Raw genomic sequence first — 22,982 nt, 5'->3', positions numbered from 1 at the left:
GGGTTTTCCTCTCCTGGCCCTCTGTGCTTCGGGTGATATTGAAAGTTGAACCATCTTTCAAGTTTGGACTTGTGCCCTTCGGCATGCCAGCGTAGCGAATGGGGCGAGGGAGTAGCCGATGCGCAACAGTCACGGGAGCACGACCAAGGTCGTAGATGCCGCTATGTCCGGTGTATCAATGGCTTCCGACGCCAAAACTCCGCGCACAGAGCGTGGGCGGCGCACGCTGCGCAAGCTGCTCGATGCAGCCGCAGAGGAGTTTGGCGAGAAGGGTTTCCACGAAGCCTCGGTCAGTTCGATCACCCGGCGCGCTGGCGTGGCGCTGGGCAGTTTTTACACCTATTTCGACAGCAAGGATGCGCTTTTCCGGGCGCTGGTGGGCGACATGAGCGAGAAAGTGCGCACTAGTGCACGGTCAGCCCTGTCCGATGGCATGGGCGCGCTCGAAATCGAGCGTGCCGCACTGGCGGCCTTCCTGCGGTTCGCGTCCGAACACAAAGAGATTTATCGCATCATCGATGAAGCTGAATTCGTCGATCCGGCAAGCTACCGTCAGCACTATGAAACCATCGCCAAGCGCATTGCCGAGCGGTTGCGGGCCGGCGGGGCTGCGGGCGAGTTCCGCGACGGGCTTGGCGAGCTGGAGGCATGGGCGGTGATGGGAATGAACGTATTCGTCGGTCTGAGATACATCGTTTGGGGCGGCGCCGAAATGGCGCCGGACGATGTGGCGGCTGGTGTCAACGATCTGCTCGCCAAGGGAATCCTTAAGCGCTGACAGGCTGCAAATCTGCAAGTCGACAAGCAGCGGGTCTCCCGTTGAACGCAGGCTACAAATCGTTGTTTTGGAGCCAGGCGGCTGCCTCCGCTGGCCTCTGTACGCACCGCCTTCCCTCAGACCGCGCGCGGCGCTAGACCTTGGTCTATGATCCTTGTCATTAATGCCCTCGACGATGCCGAACACCTGTCCGCGTTGCGCACACGCATCGATATGCTGGAATGGCGGGACGGGCGCGAAACTGCCGGTTCGGTCGCGCGGGCGGTGAAACGCAATCTGCAAGGCAGCATGAATTCGCCTGCCGGACGCCGCCTGCAGGAAGAGCTGCTGCCGATTGTTGCCGATCACGCTGTGGTGAAAGCGGCAGCCCAGCCGCGGCGTTTTTCTCCGCTGATCGTCAGCAAGACCGGCGTAGACGGAAAGTATGGCGCGCATGTCGATAATGCGCTGATGGGCAAAGGCGGCCAGCGATTGCGCACCGACCTTTCCTTCACCCTGTTCCTCAATCCGCCCGGCGAATACGACGGCGGCGAACTTGTGATCCATGCAGCCGGCATGGCACAGGAAATCAAGGGTGAGGCGGGCTATCTCGTCCTGTATCCTTCAGGAAGCATCCACGAAGTAAAGCCGGTCACCCGCGGGGAACGGATTGTGTGTGTCGGCTGGATCGAGAGCATGATCGCCGATGGCGCACAGCGGGAACTGCTTTTCGATCTGGAAAACATGCGGGTTGCACTGCGCCAGAAGATACCCGCTCAGTCGGCCGAGTTGCTGACGCTCGACAAAAGCATCGCCAACCTATTGCGGATGTGGGCGCACCCCTGACGGAGTTCGGGACGCCGTCCGTTTCCGCTTCAGCGTAAAATAAATGATAAGGCCGACCCCCACCACGCTCGGCCCGGCCCAGATTGCAGGATTGAAAACGTGTTCGGGAACTAGCCGGATCAGGCCGACCGACATGAATGCCGTGTAGGCCGAAATCCCCATCCCGATCAAAGCGCGGAAATGCTCGCCGATATGGGTACCGCGCGGCGGATCGGACTGGCGCCAGATATAGGCCTGCTGGATTGCCATTGCCACGATCCCGATGAAGGCAACCAGCACCATCAGTGGATGGCCGACTTCGAAGCCGTAGTAGCCGCACCATGCTCCCGAGATCATCACCGCCGCGATTACCGCCTGATAACGCACCGAACGCATTGCCCGGCGCTCACGCGCATGGCGCACCACGGCAAGACCATAGTCGACAAAGCCGATGGTAAGGATGCCAAGATAAAGCATCATCCAACCGAACAGCCCATCAAACAGCGCACGATCAGTAATCTCGGGGTGCCGCTGCTCTGGCCCGTAAAGAGAAAGCAGTGCCATCACGATCGCCAGGCCGCCCGCGCCAATGAAGCCGTATGCTGCCGCCTTGCCCCACTTGCGGTGATTGGCCGCGCCCTTGCGGGTCACGATGGGCCCCCAGAACGCGATCAGGCCGAGAGCGCCGGTGGCGACATGGGCTATGACAAGGGCTTCGAACAGCGCCATGCCTTTCAGAATGGCACAATCGCCGCCTGACGCCTAGAGCCCGTCACCGCACCCGGGATGGCGCCACCAGCACCGCGTTGGCGATCATCAGATCGAGCCCTTCGAGATAGGCGCGGGTCGATGGATCATGCGCGAAGCCGATCACCAGCCCGCGGCCTTGCGGCTGGGCCATCAGATAGGGCTTGTAAGCGAGTTGCCGCCGGTTTTCCTCCCACACATAGCCGCTCTGGATCAGATTGCCCGAGGCGGCGAAGCGGAACACATTGACGCCATTGGCGCGGTCCAGCGGAGTGAAGATCTGCGTGCCGGTTGCCAGCACCACCGCCCCGTTATCATATCCGGCGGAAAGAAAGTGGTTCGGCTCTGACACCACGTTTAGCAGAGCGCCGGGAAGTGTATCCGGCAGCGCTTGCTGATCTTTGGTCGCCTCGCGATATTCGGCATCACTGGCGATTTCGATCGCTTCGGCAAGGCTCGCCGTGTCGTTCTCACTATTTGCCGGTTCACGCCCCAGCGCGGCCTCGCGCTTCACTGCCAAGAGAGGGTTTTCACCATTGCTGAAGGCCCCCATGCTCTCGCCAATGGCCACAAGCACACCGCCCTTGCGCACGAAATCGCGTATCGCACGCAAGCCGGCATCACCCAGCACATTGGCCGGATCGCCTTCGGGCATGAGCACGACGTCATAATCCGACAGGTCGGCGCGGGCGAGGCGACTGGTACGGATCGGCACGACCGGAAGGCCCAGCCTTTGTTCGAGCACATAGCGCATTGCGCCTGCACTCAGCGGCGAGGTACCGTCGTCCCAGGCAACCGCGATGCGGGGCAGGGTAAGCCGCACGAAATGCTCGCTTCCAAGGTTCGGTCCGCTATCGACCCAGCCACTTTCCAGCGCAACTGTGTGAGCGCCCACTTCGGCCGCGATGGCGGCGAGCCGTGCCATATTCTCCGCACTGTTGGCACCGGCAGGAAACACCACCGTGCCGCGCGGAAAATCCGTTCCTTGGGTAGAAAATGCCTTGTCGGTTGTCCGCCCTTCTATCCCTTCGCGCAAGGCGAGCGCGACCAGCCGCGCTTGCCCGCTATCGGTCCACGGCACAGCGACAGCAAATTCACCGCTGCCATCCTGCCTGGCCCCAATCGGTGCATCGGTGTTGAGAGGCTGGCCCGGCGCGGCAGTGCTGCACAAAGCCACCTCCACGCCTGCCATCGGACCAACCGACCACGCCGTCACATCATACAATTCATGCGGCAGGTCCTGCGACCGGCGGCGTTCCTGTTCAGCCAGGAAATCGGGCGGCAGCGGCGTATCGCGGTCAAGCAGGCTGCGTACCAGCCGCGCTGCGGGCTGGGCTTGCGGCACGGCAAGATAGCCTGCGGGATAGGACTTCCCGCATACGCTCGCCGCACCTTCGCGGCGCAGGACGGTGATGCCCTGTTCCGCCAGACGTCGTCCCAGCCGTTCGGCATTCCAGCGCCGCTTGCCGAGATCGATCACATAGCTTCCGCGCCCCGCCGCACCGGTGGCATTGCCGCTGCGGTAGGCAGCGAAGTCGGATAGGAAGCGTGCCGGATTGTCGGCAACAGCCGCAGCTGTGGCAAGGCTGGCGGTAAAGTGATTGCGCACTCCATCTGCGTAAGTCAGTTCGGTTCCGTCACGCCGCGCAAACACCAGGCCGCGCGCCGATCCCTGTTCATAGGTGCTGCCGATTGCCCCCTGATGCGCGTTCCAGGTATCGCCATAGCCAGGGTAAAACAGGTCATAGACCTCGCGCGTGAAGTAGGGCTCTCCGCGGGCATCAAAAGCTGCCGCGTTATACCGGCCGATCAGATCATAAGCACGCATCTGCGCAGCGGAGAGGTTGGGGTTGAAGGGCTGGGCTGCAGGGCTGAAGAAATAGGTCTGGTCCCCGCCCATTTCGTGCAGGTCGACAACAACGACAGGGTTCCATTCCCGAATTGCGGCCACCTTGCCGCGGGTCTCGGGCTGCGACAGTGTAAACCAGTCACGGTTGAGATCGAACATGTAGTGATTGACGCGCCCGCTCGGCCAGGGCTCGTCATGTTCCGCAGCCTGCCGGTCTGCCGCAGGCGTGATCCCGGTCGAGGCAAGGAAGTTGTTCACGAAACGCGCGCGTCCATCGGGGTTCTGCATCGGATCGATCACCACAATTGTATTGGCCATGATCCTGGCTGCGCGGTCATCGGCTTGTGCGGCAAGCAGGTGGTAGGCGCTCATCAAGGCTGCATCGCTTGATGAAATCTCGTTGCCGTGGACGCCGTAAGCCAGCCATGTCACCGGCAGCGCCGAACCATTACTGGAACGACCCGCGGCAACCGCGGCCATATCGGCCCGGATCGCTTCGATGCGCGCCATGTTCTGCGGGGCCGTAAGGACAAGGTAGTAGAGCGGCCTGCCTTCCCAGCTTGTGGCATACTGCACCAGACGGGTGCGATCAGGAGCCGCCTCGGCAAGCGCCTTGAGGTAAGCATAGGCCTGTTCAGGGGCAGTAATGCGGGTGCCCGGAGCGTGACCGACCGTCGCAGTCAAAGTAGGAATGGCGGGATCGAACGTGCTGTCGATAAATGATTGCGCATGCAAAGGCTGCGCAGCCGCCCACACCGCTGCCAGACCCACGAGCCAGCGGCTCAACATTCCTTTGCGCATTGTGATTCCCCGTCTGGTCTTGATGGCAGGCCAGTCCCTGCCTTGCCGCGAAGTCGCGAAGCCGGTCAAGCGGGGATGGGCAATTGACTTATGCGGGAGAGCGCCCTGCAAAAAGACCCGCGATGGAATGAAAAGTGCGGGCAGCGTTGGACGAGAGGCGGCTGTAACGGCAAATCTTTCAGAAAGGTCGGCACCATCTCTTCCAAGTCATTGAAAAGATGGTGGGCGCGACAGGGATTGAACCTGTGACCCCACCCGTGTGAAGGGTGTGCTCTACCGCTGAGCTACGCGCCCGTCTTAGTGGCCGTGGGGCCGAGACAGGGGCGCGCCATTACTGTGCGCCTGCGCTCTTGGCAAGAGCGCCAGTCCCGGCCCTGTGCAATTTCTTGCCTCGTCAGAAGGCTGCCAAGGACGTGAGCCACACCAGAATCCCGTCCGAGGCTTCGAGCCGCGGGGCTTTTGCGACGATCGGTGCCGTTGCCGGACATTCGATGCAATAAGCCTGAATGCCGCGGGTGCCCATTAACCGAGCGGCATCCCGCGCCACGCGATTCAGCACGTCGCCATTGTTGCGTCCTGCAAGTGCAAAGATATCGCCGCCATTTGAGACCGGAGCCGGGCCTGCGCTGCTGGTGAGAAGCTGCCGGATCAACGAATCGTAGCTCTCGACACTCTCTCCCAAGTACACAGCGTGCCATTTTCCGTCCTTGGCTTCTGCCTTGCCCGCCACCCACGCGATGGCATCTTCCAGACTGCCAAATTCGTCGACGAGACCAAGCTGACGGGCCGTGCCGCCATCCCACACGCGTCCGCCAGCAATCGCGTCAATCTTTTCGACCGGCTGCTTGCGGCCCTTGGAAACCAGATCGAGGAAATCGGTGTAGGTACCGCTGATCGAGGCCTGCATGATCGCTTCGAACTCGGGCGAAAAGCCACCGATGAAATCGGGCTGGCCCGAAAGCGGAGTGGTACGGAAGCCATCGGCGTTCACGCCAATACGGTCAGCGGCATTTTCGAAAGTCGGCACTACCGCGAAGACGCCGATCGAGCCCGTAACGGTTTCCGGCTGGGCAAAGATCCGCTCGCCCGGCATTGATACCCAGTAACCGCCGCTCGCCGCGATATTGGCGAATGAGACCGCGACCGGGATCTTGCGGTCGCGATAGCGCTGGATCGCGCGGCGGATTTCCTCCGATGCTGTCACCGAACCACCCGGAGAATCGACTCGCACAACCAGTCCGGCGAGATCATCATCCAGTGCTTCGTCGAGCGCATCGGCGATGCGCTTGCCCCCGGCAGTGCCCGGCCCTGCCTCGCCATCGACGATTTCGCCGGCGATGGTGATGATGCCGATGGCCTTGCCGCTGCGGTCTTTCCCGGCCGAAGCAAGAAAAGCCTTAAGATCGCTGGAGGCAAATGCGCCGGGCTTTTTGTCCCAGCTATCCGTTCCGGCAATTTCGGCCACGCGCGCACCAAACTGGACGCGGTCTCCCAGCTTGTCGACCAGTCCGCCCGCAATTGCGGCCTTGGCCAGATCGCCTCCGGCCGAGTTGATCCAGCCGACCGGGTCACTGGTGACGCGCGCCAGCGCAAGCTTGGGACGCGCCTTTTTCACATTGGCCTGCCACTCTTCCCACAGCGCGCCGTAAAGACCACCGATATTCTGGCGAGCTTCATCTGACATTGTCGAGCGCGAGTAAGGCTCGACTGCCGATTTGAATTCGCCCGCGCGGTAGATGTGTGCATTCACGCTGAGTTTATCGAGCAGTCCCGCGTAATAGAGGTTGCTCCCGCCAGGCCCGGATATGATCGCCAGTCCTTGCGGGTCGAGCCAAACTTCGCTGGCGTGGGCGGCGAGCAGCATGTGGTCATCGGCGTAGCCCACAGCATAGGTCAATACCGGCTTTTTCGCCTTGCGCACGCGATCCATCGCATCACCGATTTCTCTTAGATGCACCTGACCGCCGCCGAGGAAAGTGGTCAGATCGAAGACCACTGCCTTGATCCGGTTATCGGAGGCCGCGGCGTCGAGCGCGCGGATGATGTCGCGGGCCTGATATTCTTCGATCGGGACGGTGCCTGAAAGCAGCGCGGAGAAGGGATCGATGGGCGATTTTTCTTCGACCACCACGCCGCTAAGCTCAATCAGCAGGGCACCATCGCGCACCTGGCCGGGGTTGGGGCGGGCCGAGAGGATGCCGAACAATCCAATGAAGAACAGGAGCATGAACAGCAGGACAAGGCCGTCCTTGATGCCGACGAGGACTTTCCAAACCTTGCCCACGAAACTCATTCAATCGCCCCTTTTGATTTGCCGGACTGATCTAGGGGGTTTGCATGGCAACTTCCATGCAAAACCTTTAGCCATGGGTTGAGCGTCGGATGAGGCTCGACTAGGGGCTTTGTTTTGATGGATCCGCACGCAACCTCTCACACCGATGGCCGCTTTCCGGCGGGGCGTCTGGCGTTTCCGCACCGTGATCTGACAGGGATCGGCCATCTCCAGCGGCACGAGATTCTCTATCTGCTGGATCAGGCCGAACAATGGGTCGCCCTGAACCGGCAAAGCGCCAAGCACACTGATCTGCTGGCAGGCCTGACCATCATCAACGCCTTTTTCGAAAACTCCACCCGCACACTGCTGAGCTTCGAGATCGCGGGCAAGCGGCTGGGGGCGGACGTGGTCAATATGCACGCCGCCACGTCCAGCGTAAAAAAGGGCGAAACCCTGATCGATACCGCCATCACGTTGAACGCCATGCGCGCCGATGCGATTGTGATCCGGCATGGGTCCTCCGGCGCGACCGGGCTGATTGCGGACAAAGTGGATTGTCCGGTGCTTAACGCGGGCGATGGCAGCCATGAGCATCCCACGCAGGCGCTGCTGGACGCGCTGACATTGCGCAACGCCTTGGCTGAACGGGGTGAGGGCGGAGAGGACTTCACCGGCCTGAATGTGGCGATCTGCGGCGATATCCTCCACAGCCGGGTCGCCCGATCCAATATCCTTTGCCTCACGGCGCTGGGGGCCAATGTCCGTGTCTGCGCGCCGCCTGCGCTGATGCCAGCCGGGGTCGAGGCGATGGGAGTAAAGGCATTTCATCATTTCGACGACGCGCTGGACGGCGCGGAAGTCGTGATGATGCTGCGCCTGCAATCGGAACGGATGAGCGGGCAGTTCATCCCCTCTGCGCGCGAATACCGCCATCTGTACGGGTTAACGGCCAAGCGACTCGCAAGCGCTGCGCCCGGCGCGCTGGTAATGCACCCGGGGCCCATGAACCGGGGCGTGGAGATCGATAGTGAGGTCGCCGATCTGGCAGGGCGTTCGCTGATAACCCGCCAGGTCGAAATGGGCGTGGCCATCCGCATGGCCTGTCTCGATATCCTGACGCGCAGCGCGCGCGGTGTGGAAGGGTGGGCGGTATGAGGCAGGATCGGCCCTTCACCATCGCGAACGGGCAATTGGTTTTGCCCGGCGGTGTCGTGTCTGGCGCGTTGCGTTGTGCGGACGGGATGATCCTTGCGCTGGGCGCGGATGTCGCCGCGCAGCAAGGCGACGAGGTGATCGACGCGCGGGGCAAGCTGGTGGCCCCCGGCCTGATCGATCTTGGGGTCTTCGCGGTCGACAAGCCCGCGTTCCATTTCGGAGGAATCACCCGCGCCGCGCTGATGCCCGATCAGTCCCCTCCGCTTGACCTCCCGAGCCGGGTCAACTTCATCGCCAAAAGCGGCAAGCCCGATCTGTGGGTTCACCCGCTTGCTGCAGCCACGCGCGGTCTGGAAGGGCGTGAACTGGCAGAGGTCGCGCTGATGCAGTATGCGGGCGCGCGCGGGATTGCAACGGGGCGGCGCTGGATCGCCGATAGCGGCGTAATGCTGCGACTGCTGCAATATGCCGCGATGCTGGATCTGGTAGTCTTCACGCATGCCGAAGATGGCGGCTTGACGGGAGAAGCTGCCGCTACCGCAGGCGAGATCGCCACACGGCTGGGCCTGCCAGCCGCACCGGCCGAGGCCGAGGCGCTCGCCATTGCACGCGACATCACGCTGGCCGAACTGGCCGGGGCCCGGCTGCACATCCGGCAGGTGACAACGAAGCGTGGTTTTGCGCTGGTGCGAGAAGCGAAGGCGCGCGGCCTTGCTGTCACTTGCGGGATTACGCCTGCGCATTTCATGCTGTCCGATCTGGCGACCGCCGATTTTCGGACCTTCACGCGCCTATCGCCGCCGCTGCGTACCGAGGCTGACCGGCAAGCTGCTATTGCCGCCATCGGTGACGGCACGGTGGACGTCATCGCCAGTGGCCACGACCCGCGCGGGCCCGAAGACAAGCGCCTGCCATTTGCGGATGCCGCGCCGGGCATGGCAGGAGCCGAGACATTGCTTTCTATGACACTTACGCTGGTGCGTGACGGTGTCATCGACATGGCCCGCGCCTTCGATCTCACCGCCCGCAACCCGGCCCGCCTGCTGGGCGTGGCAGCAGGGGAACTGGCTGCGGGGCTCGAGGCCGACCTTGCCCTGATCGATCCCGAAGCGCCCTGGATAATTGATCGCCGCAAGATGGAGGCGACCGCTGATAACACCCCGTTTGACCGACAGGGCGCCCAAGGGCGGGTGCTTGGTTTATGGAAGGGCGGAGTTAGGCTAGAGAACTAGGAAAACCCCCGGAAAGCAATGGCTTTCCGGGGGTAAAGTTTTGACTGAAATCCGCAGTTCTATCGCGTCCGCGCAGCCATCTGCACATCGCGTTTTACTGCGCCTGCGGGCGGGCTGGAGGCTGCATATGCAAAGCAACCGCGGCCCGACGACTTGACCGTTCCGCAAAGGCTGCGTGCGCTCTTGGGGCCGAAACCGTCGGCAGCAACACGCCAGAACGTGCGACCGCCCACGACCGCTTCGGTAATCACGACCTTGTGATCCTTGAGCTCCGGATATTTGCCCTTGAGCATTGTCCAGCCGCGTTGGGCTTCGATCTTGCTGTCATATGAGCCAAGCTGGACGAGATGGGATGCCTCACTCTTGTCACTGGCAATCGGCGCGGCAACCGCGGCAGGTGCCATCCGGCGCTGGGGAGCGGCGGATGCCATACGGGGGGCGGGACGTTCGGCGCGGGCGGGAAGTTGCTGCACGACCGGATTCGACACGAAGCGCACGCCTGCTTGCGCGGGTTCGACCGACTGGATCGAGGGAGCGGGAGCCGTGAAGGCCTGCTCGAAGGTCGGCGGCGAATAGGGCTCCATCACCGGCGCGGGGCTCGCCGCAGCCAGTGCCACGGGAGCCTGTTCGGCTGCTTCGGCAAACATCACGTCCTGGCTCGGGAAGTTGCCGAGCGCGAGTTGCTGCGGCTGGCCGCCATCGCTGCGCGGGCTGACATCCAGCAGCGCGGCAACGCGCTGCTGGAATTGTTCCGGGGCCGACATCGCCGCCCACTGGGTCAGTCGCTGATCAACCTGATCGGCTGGCACATCTTCTGCGGCCATCACCCGTGCCGCGCGCCAGTTGCCAGCAAGCGCATAGGCATAGGCAAGGTTCTGGCGCAGTTTGGGCGTCACTGCTTCTTCACTACCACGCACAGCGTTGATCAACACATGCACGCCGCGTTCGGGCTCGCCCGAAAGCGCCAGCGCAAGACCAAGGTCAGCCGGGTCGATCAAGGTGTTATATTCGTCGAGCACCGCCGCAGCCGCGCGGCCTTCGCCGAGCGCGATTTTGGCGAGTGCGAAGCTCAGCACCGTGCGCGGGTTTTCGTCGCCCAGATCCAGCGCGTCGCCAAAGCTGGTGGCAGCAGACTGGAAGCGCCCGGCCTCCATGTAAGCGGCGCCCAGCAGCGCCCGGAAGCCGGGGTTGCGCGGCTCGGCCAGCACGGCCGATTCGGCATGGCTGATGGCCTTGTCGACCTGTCCCTTGGCAAGCGCCGTCTGCGCGCTGGCAAAGGATGTGTCGGCGCGCGGTGCAGCGGAAGTCATGCACCCCGTCAGCGCCAACCCTGCGAGCGCGGTCGAGACGGCGAGCGCGAGGCGCGGCGCGTTTGCGAAACTGCGGTCCATATTCATTTCCCCCATTGATCCTGATGGTTCACGTTGTGGTGGTCGGGTGGTCGGTTTTCGCCGGTCAATGGCGTTTGAGATGGCTTGCAATGACATCAAGCTCATCGAACTCGGCAAGCAGCCGGTCGAGCGCTTCGGTCACCAGAATTTGCGCGCTGACACCCTGCATGGTTGCAGCAAGGCGCAGCTTGAGATGGCGGTCGGTATCAAGCCGCAGCGTGAAGGCAGCTCGGCGGCCTGAAGCGGCAGCGCTCGATCGCGGCTTCGCTGCGGTGCGGACGACCGGTTGGGCAACGACGGGCTCGACCGGGGACGGGGCGTAAATATCCTGACCGGCGAATTCTTCGCCGTAATCTTCTTCATCCTCGGCGTCATATTCTGGTTCGCGGTCGTCGGGGCCCGTCATCACGGCATCGGCAAGCACACGTTCTTCAAGGCGCTTTTGCTGACGGTGCACCACAGGCCCATGGCCGTGTGCGATCTGGTCGGCCGAAAGGTCGGCATTGATCGGGACGATGTTGGCCCCGCCTTCGTGATCGCCCATGTCGTTCCAGCCGAGATCCTCAAGCTGTTCATCGGCAAGCGCTGCCAGTTCCGTCTCGTCCTGAACGAGCGGAGCGACCTGCGGGCGCATGGCAGGCTTGGCGCCGCCCTTGCGGGCCAGCAAGGTCGGGCCGAGCGAAGCAAAGCCGGATTCTGACATCGCTCTTGTCCCTTCGCTTACTGCGCCACACGGCGGCCGAAGCCACCGGCGGGACGCGGCACACCGCCAAGCTGCTGGGCCTGGCCGTTGGGGGCCGGGGCAAACACAGTGCGACGGAAATTCTTTTCGAGCCGGTCGGCGATATAGCGCCAAAGGGCAGTGATTTCGGCAGCCGAGCGGCTTTCGGGATCGACTTCCATCACGGTGCGCCCGTCGATCATCGAAGCGGCGAAATCGGTACGGTGGTGGAGCGTAATCGGCGCAACAGTGCCATGCTGCGAAAGCGCAACGGCAGCCTCCGAGGTAATCTTGGCCTTGGGTGTGGCGCCGTTGACCACGAACACCAGCGGCTTGCCAGCGCGTTCGCAAAGGTCGACTGTCGCACCGACAGCGCGCAGATCGTGCGGGGAAGGTCGGGTGGGGACTACGATAAGTTCGGCGACGCTGATGACCGACTGGATCGCCATGGTAATGGCGGGCGGCGTATCAATCACTGCCAGCTTGAAGCCCTGCTGACGCAGCACTGCAAGGTCATTGGCCAGACGCGATACGGTGGTTTGCGCAAAGGCGGGATATTCCGCCTCCCGTTCGTTCCACCAATCGGCGAGCGAACCCTGCGGGTCGATGTCGATCAACACCACCGGACCAGCGCCTGCGCGCTGAGCCTGAACGGCGAGATGTCCGGACAGGGTGGTCTTGCCCGATCCACCTTTCTGCGATGCCAAAGCGAGTACACGCAACGCCTGGGTCCCCCTGAATTAGCCCGCTGTGCGCTGCCCTATTGCAACGCCATTCAACGAGTGGTCGGCCATGGGATCGCAGGATACCCCTAATTTAGGGTTAACATCGGCTGTCTTCATGTAACTCTTGCAGGCCACTTCGGTGCGGGTGGTTCTGCCACGCAGAAGGGCGCAGCGCGTGGCAACCGTTTGCTAACCTTGTTTCTGCTATGCCTGTGGCCACCAATTAAGCAGCATCGCATGAGGCGAAGACAATGGCAGGCATGAAATCTATGAGCACGGCCGCGGCCTCGGCCAGCGCAAGACTGGGTGCAGCAGCACTTGCAGCATCACTGGTTCTGATCGCCACACCGGCACTGGCTGACGTCAAGGCCGGGGTCGACGCCTGGACAGCGGGTGACTACACCCGCGCTGTCGTGGAATGGCAGGGCCCGGCAGCAGCCGGAGACCCTGATGCCCTGTTCAACCTCGCGCAGGCCTATCGCCTTGGCCGCGGGGTTGATGTCGACAACGCCCGCGCACGCAAGCTCTATGAAGAGGCAGCCAGCTTTGGCCATGTAAAGGCTGCCGACAATTACGGGTTGATGCTGTTTCAGGAAGGCGAGCAGGAAAAGGCGATGCCTATGATCCGTGCCGCATCCGAACGGGGCGATCCGCGCGCACAGTATGTGCTCGGCCTTTCGCACTTCAACGCGGATTATGCGCCGCGCGATTGGGTGCGGGCCTATGCCTTGATGACGCTGGCAAACGGATCGGGTCTGCCGCAAGCGCGCGATGCATTGGCGCAGATGGACAAATTTGTGCCCACCGCCCAGCGTAGTCAGGCGCAATCGCTCGCGCGGCAACTGGAGGCAGGAGCCAAATCGCTGCGCGCGTCCGAACTGGCCGCAGTCGAACTGGGCACGGCGGCGTCATCGTCGCCTGCATCTCCCGTTATGACCCCTGTCAGCCAGTCTGCGCCCCGGCCGCCCGTAATGACGCAGACCGCTGCGGCAGCGCCAGCGGTCCTCGCCGCCCCGCGCCCGCAACCGGCACCTGTCCCGGCTGCACCAAAGCAGGGCAAGTGGCGCGTGCAGCTTGGCGCATTCGGTGTGGCAGGCAACGCCGACAGGCTCTGGAACCAGCTTTCAGGCAACCCCGCCTTGGCGGGTACCAGCAAGACTTTGGTGCCAAGCGGCAATGTGACCCGTCTGTTGGCAACCGGCTTTGCCAATGAAGCCGAAGCCAATCGCGCCTGCGCCGCGCTGAAGAAGCAGGGGCAAGCCTGCCTTGTCGCAGGTCAGAGATAGATCGCCCGAATCAGTGTTCTGATCGACCAACGCGGCCAACTCGGTCTTTCCTTGCCTGTGTGAAGTGCTAGGCTACGCTCCGCGCAGGGCAGGGGGATCGGCCATGAATGATACAGTTAGCGTGGCCGAAGTCGCACCGGTCAGCATTGCCGAACGGATTGACTCGCTCGATTTCATCCGCGGGCTGGCGGTGATGGGCATTCTTGCCGCGAACATCGTCGCCTTCGGACAACCGTTCGACGCCTATATGTACCCAACTGCTTTCAAGGTTGATCCGGGCGATCCGGGCGGGTGGATGTGGATTGGGCAATTCATTCTGATCGATGGCAAGATGCGCGGCCTGTTCACGCTGCTGTTTGGCGCGGGGCTATACCTGTTCATGGAGAAGGCCTGGGCGCGGGGCGCCACGCGCCGTTTGCAGGCGTGGCGGCTGGCGATTCTGATGGGGTTCGGCCTCATCCATTTCTTCTTCATCTGGCCGGGCGACATTCTGTTCTATTACGCATTGTTCGGCCTGATTGCGCTGACCTGCCTCCGGTGGAGCGTGAAGACGCAGCTGTTCGTCGGGCTGGGCGGCTACATGCTGGGTGTGCTCCTCTATGCGGGCATGTTCACAATGACATGGGCGATTGCTGATACGCCGTTCGGCGAATCGGCCCCGGAGCTGGCCGAACAGCGCACTGCTATGATCGCAGCGATCGATGAAACGCTGGCGCGCAGCGAGGTGCCCAATGCCGCGATTGCATCGGGCGATTATGCCGCTCTGGTGGCCCACCGTCTTACCGAACAGTGGAGCGAGCCCCTGCTCAACGCGCTGTTGTTCGGGCTGGAGACGTTCCCTTTGATGCTGATCGGCATCGCGCTTTATCGGTTGGGCTTTTTCAGCGGCGGATTTGACCGGACCAAGATGGTGCGCTGGGGCTGGGTCGGACTGGTCTTGGGGGCTGCGGTGCATCTTCTGATCGGGCTGACGATTAAGGGGGGCGGCTTCACCTATTACGGCACGCTCGCCGCATTCGTCGGGTGGAGCCCGCTACCACGGCTGTGGATGGTGCTGGGTATGGCGGCGCTGCTGGTGGTCTATTCGCCATCGGCAACCGGATGGCTGGCGCAGCGGGTGCGGGCGGCCGGGCGGGCGGCTTTCACCAATTACCTCGGCACCTCGGTATTGATGATGCTGGTTTTCCACGGCTGGGCGCTGGGACTGTTCGGGCAATTGAACCGCCCGCAACTTTACATTGTGGTCATTCTGGCTTGGGCGGTGATGGTGGCCTGGTCGAAGCCATGGCTCGATCACTATCGTTTCGGCCCGCTCGAATGGCTCTGGCGCTGCCTGACTTACCGGACGATGTTCCCGTTGAAGAAATAGCGCCAGACGCAACATTCCCGAAGAGCGTTGTTCCGGCCTCCCGAAGGACAGGCCGCAAGGCCGAGCGCAACGCCGGAGGCGCGAGGAAACCGCATCGCGGAGGCGATGCGAAAAAAGAGTTGTTATTAAGAATGGTTCGCATACATTGCTTCCTGCAAACGCTTCGCAGGAAAGATTCGCGCCCCAATGTATATCTGCATCTGCAACGCCATCCGTGAGACTGATTTGCGGAAAGCCGCGCTGACCTGCGACGGCGACGCTGAAGCGACCTATGCCTGCCTCGGCAAGCGCCCCAATTGCGGTCAATGCCTTGATGAGGCGCAGGAAATCATTGATGCAGAGCGTGCGGCAGCAAGATGCGATGTATTCGCAGTAGAAGCTGCCTGAAACGCGATTGCGAACGGATCGCAAGCGACTGATTCGCAAAGATATTTCTTCGCCCACCTCTTGCGGACAAGCCCCGGCAGGGTCTACATTGTAGGCAATGCCGCAACCCGGCTTTGACATTTCGCAAAGGACAATCCCATGAAGGGCGACCCTAAGGTCATCGACTATCTCAATCAGGCGCTCACCAATGAGCTCACGGCAATCAACCAGTACTGGTTGCATTACCGCGTGCTCGACAACTGGGGCATGAAGAAGCTGGCGGCTTACGAACGCCATGAATCGATCGAGGAAATGGAGCACGCCGACAAGCTGGCAGAGCGCATCCTGTTCCTCGAAGCGCTCCCCAACTTCCAGGCGATCCACAAGCTGAAGGTGGGCGAAACGGTCGAAGAGGTGCTCAAGGCCGATCTGGCGCTTGAACACGAAGCAATCCCGCTGCTGAAGGACGCGGCGGAATATGCCCGCAGCGTCAAGGATCACACCTCGGCCGGCCTATTCGAGGATATCCTCAAGAACGAGGAAGAGCATGTCGATTTCCTTGAAACGCAGTTCGAGATGATCGAGCGGATGGGCCTGCACAATTACTGCCAGCTGCAAAGCCAGCCCGCTGGCGAAAGCTGAGCGCTGGTCGCATCGTCGCATGAAAGGGGGCAGGGCCGGTAAAACGACTCTGCCCTTTTTGCATTTTCGCCGACTAGTCCTTTGGCGCCTGCGCTCCGATTGCCGCCAACCGCGTTTCCAGCAGGAAGAATCCGAGGCCGATTACCAGAAGCGCCATCGTCAGCACCCACAAGGCCGCGATGACCGTTCCGATTTGCGCGACGATATAGGCCGAGATGAACAGCATCATGATAACGGCGCTGATCATGACGGCCGATGCGGTGGAAAACATGATCGCGCCTTGCGCCAGTTTGCGCCGGCGCATGAGCCAGCCCAGTTCGCGCGCCTGACGGGAAGTGCGCTGTTCTTCCATCTTGTCCTCGATCTTGTCGATTCGCTGTGCGATCCAGATCATGCGGCTCATGATGACATTCATGACCGCGCCGATCCCTGAAAGAAGGAATGCGGGCGCGAGGCTCAGTTGCACCACTTGCTGCACCCTCGGGGTCGAAGCGGTGCGCTCGAAGATTTCCAGTGCGAAGGGCAGGCGTGCATCTGCGGCGGCGGCGAGGAGGTCGAATACCATCCCGGCTAGTCCTTGGCGTAAGGGTTCTTGTTGGTCTTCAGCGTCACGCGCACTGGCACGGCGTCAAAGCCCAGCTTGGCACGGATCCCGTTCACGAGATAACGTTCGTAGCTGGTCGGCAGCAGATCGAGCCGGGTGCCGAAGATCACGAAGCGCGGCGGGCGGGTGCCAGCCTGCGTGATGTAGCGCAGCTTGATTCGCTTACCGCCAGGCGCGGGCGGCGGGTTGGCTTCCAGCGCATCGTCGAACCAGCGATTGAGGGCGGCGGTGGAAACGCGTTTCGACCACGCCTCGCGCAGGTCGAATGCGCCTGCGAGCATCTGGTCCAGCCCCTTGCCAGTTTTGGCGCTGACCGCGAAAAGCGGCAACCCGCGCACCTGCGCCAACCCGTCATCCAAAGCGCCGCGGATGCCGTTGAACAGCTTGCTCGCGTCCTCGGCCACGTCCCACTTGTTGATCGCGATCATCAGCGCGCGGCCTTCTTCCAGCACGTGGCTGGCGATCTTCAGATCCTGATGTTCAAGCCCTTGGGTGGCATCAAGCAGCAGCACCACGACCTCGGCAAAATCCACCGCCCGGCGCGCATCGGCGACCGACAGCTTTTCGAGCTTTTCGGTGACGTTCTTCTTCTTGCGCATCCCGGCGGTGTCGATCAGCCGGATTTCGCGCTTTTCGCCGGTTCTGGGATCGGTCCAGTCCCAGTCGATCGCAATCGAATCGCGGGTGATCCCGGCTTCCGGACCAGTCAGCAGGCGGTCTTCGCCAAGCAGGCGGTTGATCAGCGTTGATTTGCCCGCGTTCGGTCGTCCGACAATGGCAAGCTTCAGCGGACCGGCGGGACGATCTTCCTCAGCCATCGCTGCTGCTTCCAGCTTTGCGATTTCCTCGGCCTCTTCCCATTCGTCGCAAGCCGCGCCGATGATCGGCCACAGCCCGCCGAACAGATCGGCGATCCCTTCGCCATGCTCGGCCGACATGGCCAGCGGTTCGCCAAGTCCGAGCGCATAGGCCTCCATCGCGCCACTTTCGCCGCCTTTGCCCTCGGCCTTGTTGGCCACAAGCACCACGGGGACGGATTGTTCGCGCAGGTACCGGGCGATTTCCTCGTCCATAGGGGTGAGGCCCGCGCGCGCATCGACCACGAACATCGCTGCGTCCGCGCCAGCAAGGCTGGCTTCGGTCTGTTTGCGCATCCGGCCTGGAAGACTGAGGTCGTCCTCGTCCTCCCACCCGGCGGTGTCGACCACGGTGAACTTCAGCCCCGCAATCTCGGCATCACCCATCCGGCGGTCACGCGTGACGCCGGGCTGATCGTCGACGAGGGCGAGCTTCTTGCCCACCAGCCGGTTGAACAGCGTGGACTTGCCGACATTGGGACGGCCAATGATAACGACTTCGGGCTTTTTGAGGAGGGACATAATGCGTGCCAAGTGGGCTCAAACGCCCATTTTGGCAAGCGCTGCCCTCTACTCAGCCCTTTCTGGCAACTGGAGCTTCTTCGCCGAGGTCTTCAAACCATGCTTCGACCTCGCCGCTGATCTTGATCGTCAGCGGTTGGCCCTTACGGTCGACGGCCTTGCCGGCCTGCACCCGCACCCATCCTTCGGAGATCGAATATTCTTCGATGTCCGTGCGCACACGACCCTTGAACCGGATGCCGACTCCGCGCTGGAGCTTTTCGGCATCGAAGAACGGGCTCTTCGGGTTCACCGAAAGGTGATCGGGCGGTACGTCGGCGCCAGAATTTGCTGGAACGGCGTTTTCGGTGTTTTCGTCGGTCATGGCGGCGCCTTAATCGGCAATCATGCAGCCTTCAAGCGTGTTGCGCTTGCCCTTTTGGCTTGGGGGGGATAAGGGCGCTCGCTAATACGCGCGGGGTGCCTTAGCCGGTTTCCCCGCGCGGCTTCGTTCGGGCATGCGGGCGTGGCGAAATTGGTAGACGCGCCAGATTTAGGTTCTGGTATCGCAAGATGTGGGGGTTCGAGTCCCTTCGCCCGCACCAAATTCGCCCCGAACCAGCCCGGCTTACCGGATTTTTGGCAAGAAGGCTTCAACCAGTCACCATGCAAACCAAGCAGACCGTAAACGAAGGGCTCAAGCGCGCCTACCTCATCACGATCCCCGCCGCCGATCTCACCGCGAAGATCGACGCCGAGATCAAGAAAGTTGCGCCGCAGGTGCGGATGCCCGGCTTCCGTCCGGGCAAGGTGCCCGCCAACCTCGTCAAGAAGATGCATGGCGAAGCCCTGCACGGTCAGGTTGTGAACGACACGATTCGCGAATCGGTCGACAAGCTGCTGCGTGACGAAGCGCTGCGCCCGGCGATGCAGCCGGAAATCGGTCTCAATGAGGATTACGAGCAGGGCAAGGACGCCGCGATCACCGTAAGCCTCGAAGTGCTGCCGACGATCGACACGCCCAGTGTTGACGGCCTGAAGCTTGAAAAGCTGGTGGTTCCGGTCACCGATGCGCAGATCGACGATGCGCTCGGCAACATTGCATCGCAGAACAAGAGCTACAAGGACGCGGCCAAAACCAAGAAGGCGGCGGACGGCGATCAGCTGATCATCGATTTCGTCGGCAAGCTGGACGGGGTCGAGTTCGAAGGCGGCAAGGCTGAAGACGCTGCGCTGGTGCTGGGTTCGGGCACCTTCATTCCCGGCTTTGAAGACCAATTGGTGGGCGTGAAGACCGGTCAGGAAAAGACCATCACCGTCACCTTCCCGGCCGACTATCAGGCTGCGCACCTTGCGGGGCAGGAAGCCACTTTCGACATCACTGTGAAGGCGGTGAAGACCGAAACCGAAACCACGCTGGACGAAGAATTCGCCAAGAGCCTTGGCCTCGACAGCCTCGACAAGCTGCGCGAAATCATGAAGGCGCAGCTGGAGCAGCAGACCGCCGGTCTGACCCGCACCCAGATGAAGCGCGCGCTGCTCGATCAGCTGGCCGCCGGCCACAGCTTTGAAGTACCTGCGACCATGGTTGAGGCCGAATTCCAGCAGATCTGGGCGCAGCTCCAGCAGGAAGCCGCCAATGACGAAGATCCTGCGGCCGCACTGAAGCAGATCGACGAAGAAAAGGACGAGTACAAGGCGATTGCCGAACGCCGCGTGCGCCTGGGCCTGCTCCTTTCGGAGATTGGCCAGGCCAATGGCGTCGAAGTGACCCAGCAGGAAATGGGCATGCTGGTGCAGCAGGCGGCCGCACAATATCGCGCCGAAGACCGCCAGCGTTTCGTCGAGTACATCCAGTCCGAACCGATGGCCGCTGCCCAGCTGCGTGCGCCGCTTTATGAAGACAAGGTTGTCGACTTCCTGTTCGACAAGGCCGATGTGACCGAGCGTGAAGTGACCGTCGAGGAGCTTCAGGCTGCGATCGAAGCGGATGAAACCGCTGAAGCCGCGCCCGCGCCGAAGAAGGCTGCCGCCAAGAAGAAGGCTCCGGGCGAGAAGGCTGACGCTGCCGAGGAAGCACCGGCTGCCGAAGAAAAGCCCGCCAAGAAGGCTGCCCCCAAGAAGAAGGCTGAGGCGACTGAAGCCAAGCCTGCTGCCAAGAAGGCGCCGGCGAAGAAGACCGAAGCTGCGGCTGAAGAAAAGCCCGCCGCCAAGAAAGCCCCGGCCAAGAAGGCTGCGGCGAAGAAGTAATCCGGCGCGGGCGGGGGACTATTCCCCTGCCGGCCGCCACGGACGGAACGAAGGCGCGGGCAGCTTGGCTGTCCGCGCTTTTTCGTAGGCAGCGCCCGCCTTCAGCACCGCGTGATCATCCCACTTTGCGCCCATGATGCTGAGGCCGACCGGCAGGCCTTCGATTGCGCCCATCGGTACGGTGAGGTGCGGGTAGCCAGCAATCGCCGAAGGACTGCCGAACCCGACCGAACCGTTGAAATTGTCACCGTTCACCAGATCGCTGACCCATGCCGGACCGCGGGTGGGTGCGACCAGAAACTGCACCTTGTTGTCGGCCAGCAATTTGTCGAGCGTTTCCGGCCCGGCGATCCGCAGCGCATTGGCGCGTGCGGTTTCGTATGCAGCCCGGTCGGTAGTGGTTTCGGCCAGTTCGAATAGATCCTGCCCAAACCAGCGCATTTCGGTGCTGGCATTGGCATTGTTGAACGCAATCAGATCGGAAAGGCTGCGCGGGGTCTCGCCCTCTTCGAAGGCCGGGATCGAAACGAGATATTTGCCGATTTCCTCACGCAGCTCGAACATCAGCACGGTGAAGCTGTCACCATACATTTGCCGGTCGGGCTCGAAGTCTATGTCAACCAGCACCGCGCCCGCCCGCTCCAGATCGGTGAGGGCCGCGGTGAACACGGCCTTCAGATCATCGCGGTTGCCGATCTGCTTGCGCATTACCCCGATCCGCACGCCTTGCAGCGAATAGGTGTACAGCCCGGCGGTGTAACCGGCGACACGCTTGGCCTCCAGCGTTACCGGATCAGCCCTATCCTCCCCAGCGATGGCGGTCAGCAGCAGCGCCGCATCGTAGACCGTCCTGGTCATTGGCCCGGCGGTGTCCTGCGTGCTGGAAATCGGCACCACATGGGTGCGGCTGACGATGCCGACGCTCGGTTTGAACCCGACGATGCCGTTAATGCTGGCAGGACAGGTGATTGATCCGTTGGTTTCCGTCCCAATGGCGCCCCAGGCGAACCCTGCCGCAATCGCCGCTCCGCTGCCCGAAGACGATCCGCAGGTGTTGCGGTCAATGGCAAAGGGGTTGCGGGTCAGCCCGCCCACCGCGCTCCACCCGCTGGTGGAATCGTTGGATCGGATGTTGGCCCATTCGCTGAGGTTAGTCTTGCCCAGCACCACCCCGCCTGCGGCTTCGAGATTGGCGATCAGCGGTGCATCGCGTCCGGTACGGTTGTCTTTCAGCGCAAGGCTGCCTGCGGTGGTGGCAAAGCCTTTGGTCTCGATATTATCCTTCACCAGAACGGTGCGACCGTTGAGGGGGCCGATGCCCAAGCGCTGGCGCGCTGTCACCGGGGCCGTGGGATCATAATCTATTAACGCGTTCAACCGCGGACCGTTGTCATCGAGCGCCTGAATGCGCAGGATGTATTCGTTCACGGCCAGAAGCTCGTTCATCGCCGCACGTTCTTGCGTTGCGTTCGGCTCCGGCGAACTGCCTGATTGCGCAAGGGCTGCCGTGGCAGAGGTTGCAAGAAGCAGGGCGAGGCTCGAACGGGTCATGGCGGTTTTGATCATGGTGTCAGAACTTGCCACGTGGGAAGACTGCGGCAAGGGCAAAATTGCGCATCGGCAGCACGATTCTTGCAGCCAATTCGCAGGCAATTCACAGGGACAAGGTAAACGCCCTTGAAATTGCCCCCCTGCGTCCGACATAGCCGTATCGACACTTACGAAGGACACGCACCTCTCATGATCGATCTGTTCGGCAATTCCGGTGATACCTATGGCACGCAAGGCCAGTTCACGCGTGACCCCTATACGGGCGCGCTGGTGCCGGTGGTGGTCGAACAGACGAGCCGCGGCGAACGCAGTTTCGACATTTTCAGCCGCTTGCTGCGCGAACGAATCGTGTTCGTGACAGGTCAGATCGAAGACGGCATGGCATCGCTGGTGACCGCGCAGCTGCTGTTTCTTGAAAGCGAAAATCCGTCCAAGCCGATCAGCATGTACATCAACTCGCCCGGCGGCGTGGTGACGGCCGGTCTGCAGATCTACGACACGATGCAGTACATCAAGCCGCGCGTGTCGACTGTGTGTATGGGTCAGGCTGCCAGCATGGGCAGCTTCCTGCTGGCCGCAGGCGAGCCGGGGATGCGGATTGCGCTGCCCAACGCGCGGATCATGGTGCACCAGCCTTCGGGCGGGGCACGCGGGATGGCATCGGACATCGAAATTCAGGCGCGCGAGATTCTGCGTATCCGTTCGCGCATGAACGATCTTTACGTGAAGTTCACGGGCCGTAGTCTGGAAGAGATCGAAAAGGCGATGGATCGTGACACGTTCCTTGAAGCCGAAGAAGCCAAGGCTTTCGGTATCGTCGACAAGGTGTTCGAAACCCGGCCTGAAAACGAGGTTGGCGGCGGCGAAGAAGGTTCGGGCGGCGCGCCCGAATAAGCCTTTTCCATCGACCTGCGCCGGTGCGGGACAGTGGCTCTGCCGAGCCATTTTTCCCGTTCATTCGGCAGCAGCGCCGTTATGGTAACAACACGAATTATTGCGCCACGTGTTGATTCATCTGGTGCCTTGGATACATTTGACGAATCTGTCTTGCACAACGCGCCGCGTGCACAGCCGGATT

At 62.0% G+C, this 22,982-nt stretch carries 20 protein-coding genes and 2 tRNA genes; 11 read left to right on the top strand and 11 right to left on the bottom strand.

From position 1 onward, the window contains the following. Window positions 1-178 precede the first annotated feature (178 nt). A complete protein-coding gene (locus IP79_RS11610; RefSeq protein ID WP_233994185.1) occupies window positions 179-778 on the top strand; it encodes a TetR/AcrR family transcriptional regulator in 600 nt (199 codons plus the stop codon). A gap of 147 nt (window positions 779-925) precedes the next feature. Continuing rightward, window positions 926-1,603, top strand: a complete 678-nt coding sequence (locus tag IP79_RS11605; RefSeq protein ID WP_054119476.1) for a Fe2+-dependent dioxygenase — start codon at window positions 926-928, stop codon at window positions 1,601-1,603. Here IP79_RS11605 and IP79_RS11600 read toward each other — a convergent pair. The 4 genes from IP79_RS11600 to sppA all read right to left on the bottom strand — a co-directional run bounded on the left by IP79_RS11600 (window position 1,577) and on the right by sppA (window position 7,272). Further along, the gene (locus IP79_RS11600; protein WP_054119475.1) at window positions 1,577-2,311 is read right to left on the bottom strand and encodes a SemiSWEET family transporter; all 735 of its coding nucleotides are present in this window, start codon (window positions 2,309-2,311) and stop codon (window positions 1,577-1,579) included. The genes IP79_RS11605 and IP79_RS11600 overlap by 27 nt on opposite strands. A 43-nt stretch (window positions 2,312-2,354) precedes the next feature. After that, window positions 2,355-4,967: a M14 family metallopeptidase gene (locus tag IP79_RS11595; RefSeq protein ID WP_082337186.1), complete on the bottom strand. Its 2,613-nt coding sequence runs from the start codon at window positions 4,965-4,967 to the stop codon at window positions 2,355-2,357. A 231-nt stretch (window positions 4,968-5,198) separates the two neighbouring features. Beyond that, a tRNA-Val gene (locus IP79_RS11590) sits at window positions 5,199-5,273 on the bottom strand. 100 nt (window positions 5,274-5,373) lie between these two features. Next, a complete protein-coding gene (gene sppA, locus IP79_RS11585) occupies window positions 5,374-7,272 on the bottom strand; it encodes a signal peptide peptidase SppA (protein ID WP_054119473.1) in 1,899 nt (632 codons plus the stop codon). A 117-nt stretch (window positions 7,273-7,389) separates the two neighbouring features. On the opposite strand from sppA, the gene IP79_RS11580 reads away from it, so the two are divergent. Together IP79_RS11580 and IP79_RS11575 are read left to right on the top strand one after the other, a co-directional pair. Beyond that, a complete protein-coding gene (locus tag IP79_RS11580) occupies window positions 7,390-8,409 on the top strand; it encodes an aspartate carbamoyltransferase catalytic subunit (RefSeq protein WP_054119472.1) in 1,020 nt (339 codons plus the stop codon). Continuing rightward, entirely contained in the window at window positions 8,406-9,641 is a 1,236-nt protein-coding gene (locus IP79_RS11575; protein WP_054119471.1) for a dihydroorotase, read from the top strand. The genes IP79_RS11580 and IP79_RS11575 overlap by 4 nt, the downstream gene beginning before the upstream one ends. A 59-nt stretch (window positions 9,642-9,700) precedes the next feature. Here IP79_RS11575 and IP79_RS11570 read toward each other — a convergent pair whose 3' ends face one another. From IP79_RS11570 to IP79_RS11560, 3 genes are all read right to left on the bottom strand, one after another. Further along, the gene (locus IP79_RS11570) at window positions 9,701-11,032 is read right to left on the bottom strand and encodes a tetratricopeptide repeat protein (RefSeq protein ID WP_054119470.1); all 1,332 of its coding nucleotides are present in this window, start codon (window positions 11,030-11,032) and stop codon (window positions 9,701-9,703) included. Between the two features lie 64 nt (window positions 11,033-11,096). Continuing rightward, the gene (locus IP79_RS11565; RefSeq protein WP_054119469.1) at window positions 11,097-11,735 is read right to left on the bottom strand and encodes a hypothetical protein; all 639 of its coding nucleotides are present in this window, start codon (window positions 11,733-11,735) and stop codon (window positions 11,097-11,099) included. Between the two features lie 17 nt (window positions 11,736-11,752). Beyond that, the gene (locus IP79_RS11560) at window positions 11,753-12,475 is read right to left on the bottom strand and encodes a ParA family protein (protein WP_054119468.1); all 723 of its coding nucleotides are present in this window, start codon (window positions 12,473-12,475) and stop codon (window positions 11,753-11,755) included. A 272-nt stretch (window positions 12,476-12,747) separates the two neighbouring features. On the opposite strand from IP79_RS11560, the gene IP79_RS11555 reads away from it, so the two are divergent. From IP79_RS11555 to bfr, 4 genes are all read left to right on the top strand, one after another. Continuing rightward, complete coding sequence (locus IP79_RS11555; protein ID WP_054119467.1) at window positions 12,748-13,764, top strand: SPOR domain-containing protein; 1,017 nt, start codon at window positions 12,748-12,750, stop codon at window positions 13,762-13,764. Between the two features lie 103 nt (window positions 13,765-13,867). Further along, window positions 13,868-15,133, top strand: coding sequence for a DUF418 domain-containing protein (locus IP79_RS11550; protein WP_054119466.1), 1,266 nt, complete (start codon window positions 13,868-13,870; stop codon window positions 15,131-15,133). 186 nt (window positions 15,134-15,319) lie between these two features. Next, window positions 15,320-15,520 carry a (2Fe-2S)-binding protein gene (locus IP79_RS11545; RefSeq protein ID WP_054119465.1) on the top strand — a complete coding sequence of 67 codons (201 nt, stop codon included), beginning with the start codon at window positions 15,320-15,322 and terminating at the stop codon, window positions 15,518-15,520. A 138-nt stretch (window positions 15,521-15,658) separates the two neighbouring features. Further along, window positions 15,659-16,141, top strand: a complete 483-nt coding sequence (gene bfr / locus IP79_RS11540) for a bacterioferritin (RefSeq protein WP_054119464.1) — start codon at window positions 15,659-15,661, stop codon at window positions 16,139-16,141. Between the two features lie 73 nt (window positions 16,142-16,214). Here bfr and IP79_RS11535 read toward each other — a convergent pair whose 3' ends face one another. From IP79_RS11535 to IP79_RS11525, 3 genes are read right to left on the bottom strand one after another with little or no spacing between them, the layout of a single operon-like run. Then, window positions 16,215-16,706 carry a DUF2721 domain-containing protein gene (locus tag IP79_RS11535; protein ID WP_054119463.1) on the bottom strand — a complete coding sequence of 164 codons (492 nt, stop codon included), beginning with the start codon at window positions 16,704-16,706 and terminating at the stop codon, window positions 16,215-16,217. A 5-nt stretch (window positions 16,707-16,711) separates the two neighbouring features. Continuing rightward, entirely contained in the window at window positions 16,712-18,124 is a 1,413-nt protein-coding gene (gene der, locus IP79_RS11530; RefSeq protein ID WP_054119462.1) for a ribosome biogenesis GTPase Der, read from the bottom strand. A gap of 52 nt (window positions 18,125-18,176) precedes the next feature. Next, window positions 18,177-18,488, bottom strand: a complete 312-nt coding sequence (locus tag IP79_RS11525; protein WP_054119461.1) for a DUF3297 family protein — start codon at window positions 18,486-18,488, stop codon at window positions 18,177-18,179. Between the two features lie 135 nt (window positions 18,489-18,623). Between IP79_RS11525 and IP79_RS11520 the strand changes: the two genes are divergently transcribed. Next, window positions 18,624-18,708 (top strand) — tRNA-Leu (locus tag IP79_RS11520). A gap of 61 nt (window positions 18,709-18,769) precedes the next feature. Next, entirely contained in the window at window positions 18,770-20,353 is a 1,584-nt protein-coding gene (gene tig, locus IP79_RS11515; RefSeq protein WP_054119460.1) for a trigger factor, read from the top strand. An 18-nt stretch (window positions 20,354-20,371) separates the two neighbouring features. On the opposite strand, the gene IP79_RS11510 is transcribed toward tig, so the two are convergent. Next, on the bottom strand, window positions 20,372-21,919 hold the full coding sequence (locus IP79_RS11510) for an amidase (protein ID WP_054119459.1): 1,548 nt from the start codon (window positions 21,917-21,919) through the stop codon (window positions 20,372-20,374). Window positions 21,920-22,093: 174 nt separating this feature from the next. On the opposite strand from IP79_RS11510, the gene IP79_RS11505 reads away from it, so the two are divergent. Further along, window positions 22,094-22,798, top strand: a complete 705-nt coding sequence (locus IP79_RS11505; protein ID WP_054119458.1) for an ATP-dependent Clp protease proteolytic subunit — start codon at window positions 22,094-22,096, stop codon at window positions 22,796-22,798. Window positions 22,799-22,982: the final 184 nt, after the last annotated feature.

It is taken from the genome of Porphyrobacter sp. AAP60, assembly GCF_001296025.1.
Lineage (GTDB): Bacteria > Pseudomonadota > Alphaproteobacteria > Sphingomonadales > Sphingomonadaceae > Erythrobacter.
The sequence above is the reverse complement of the archived record's forward strand: the minus strand, read 5'-3'. Positions and strand labels throughout refer to the sequence as shown.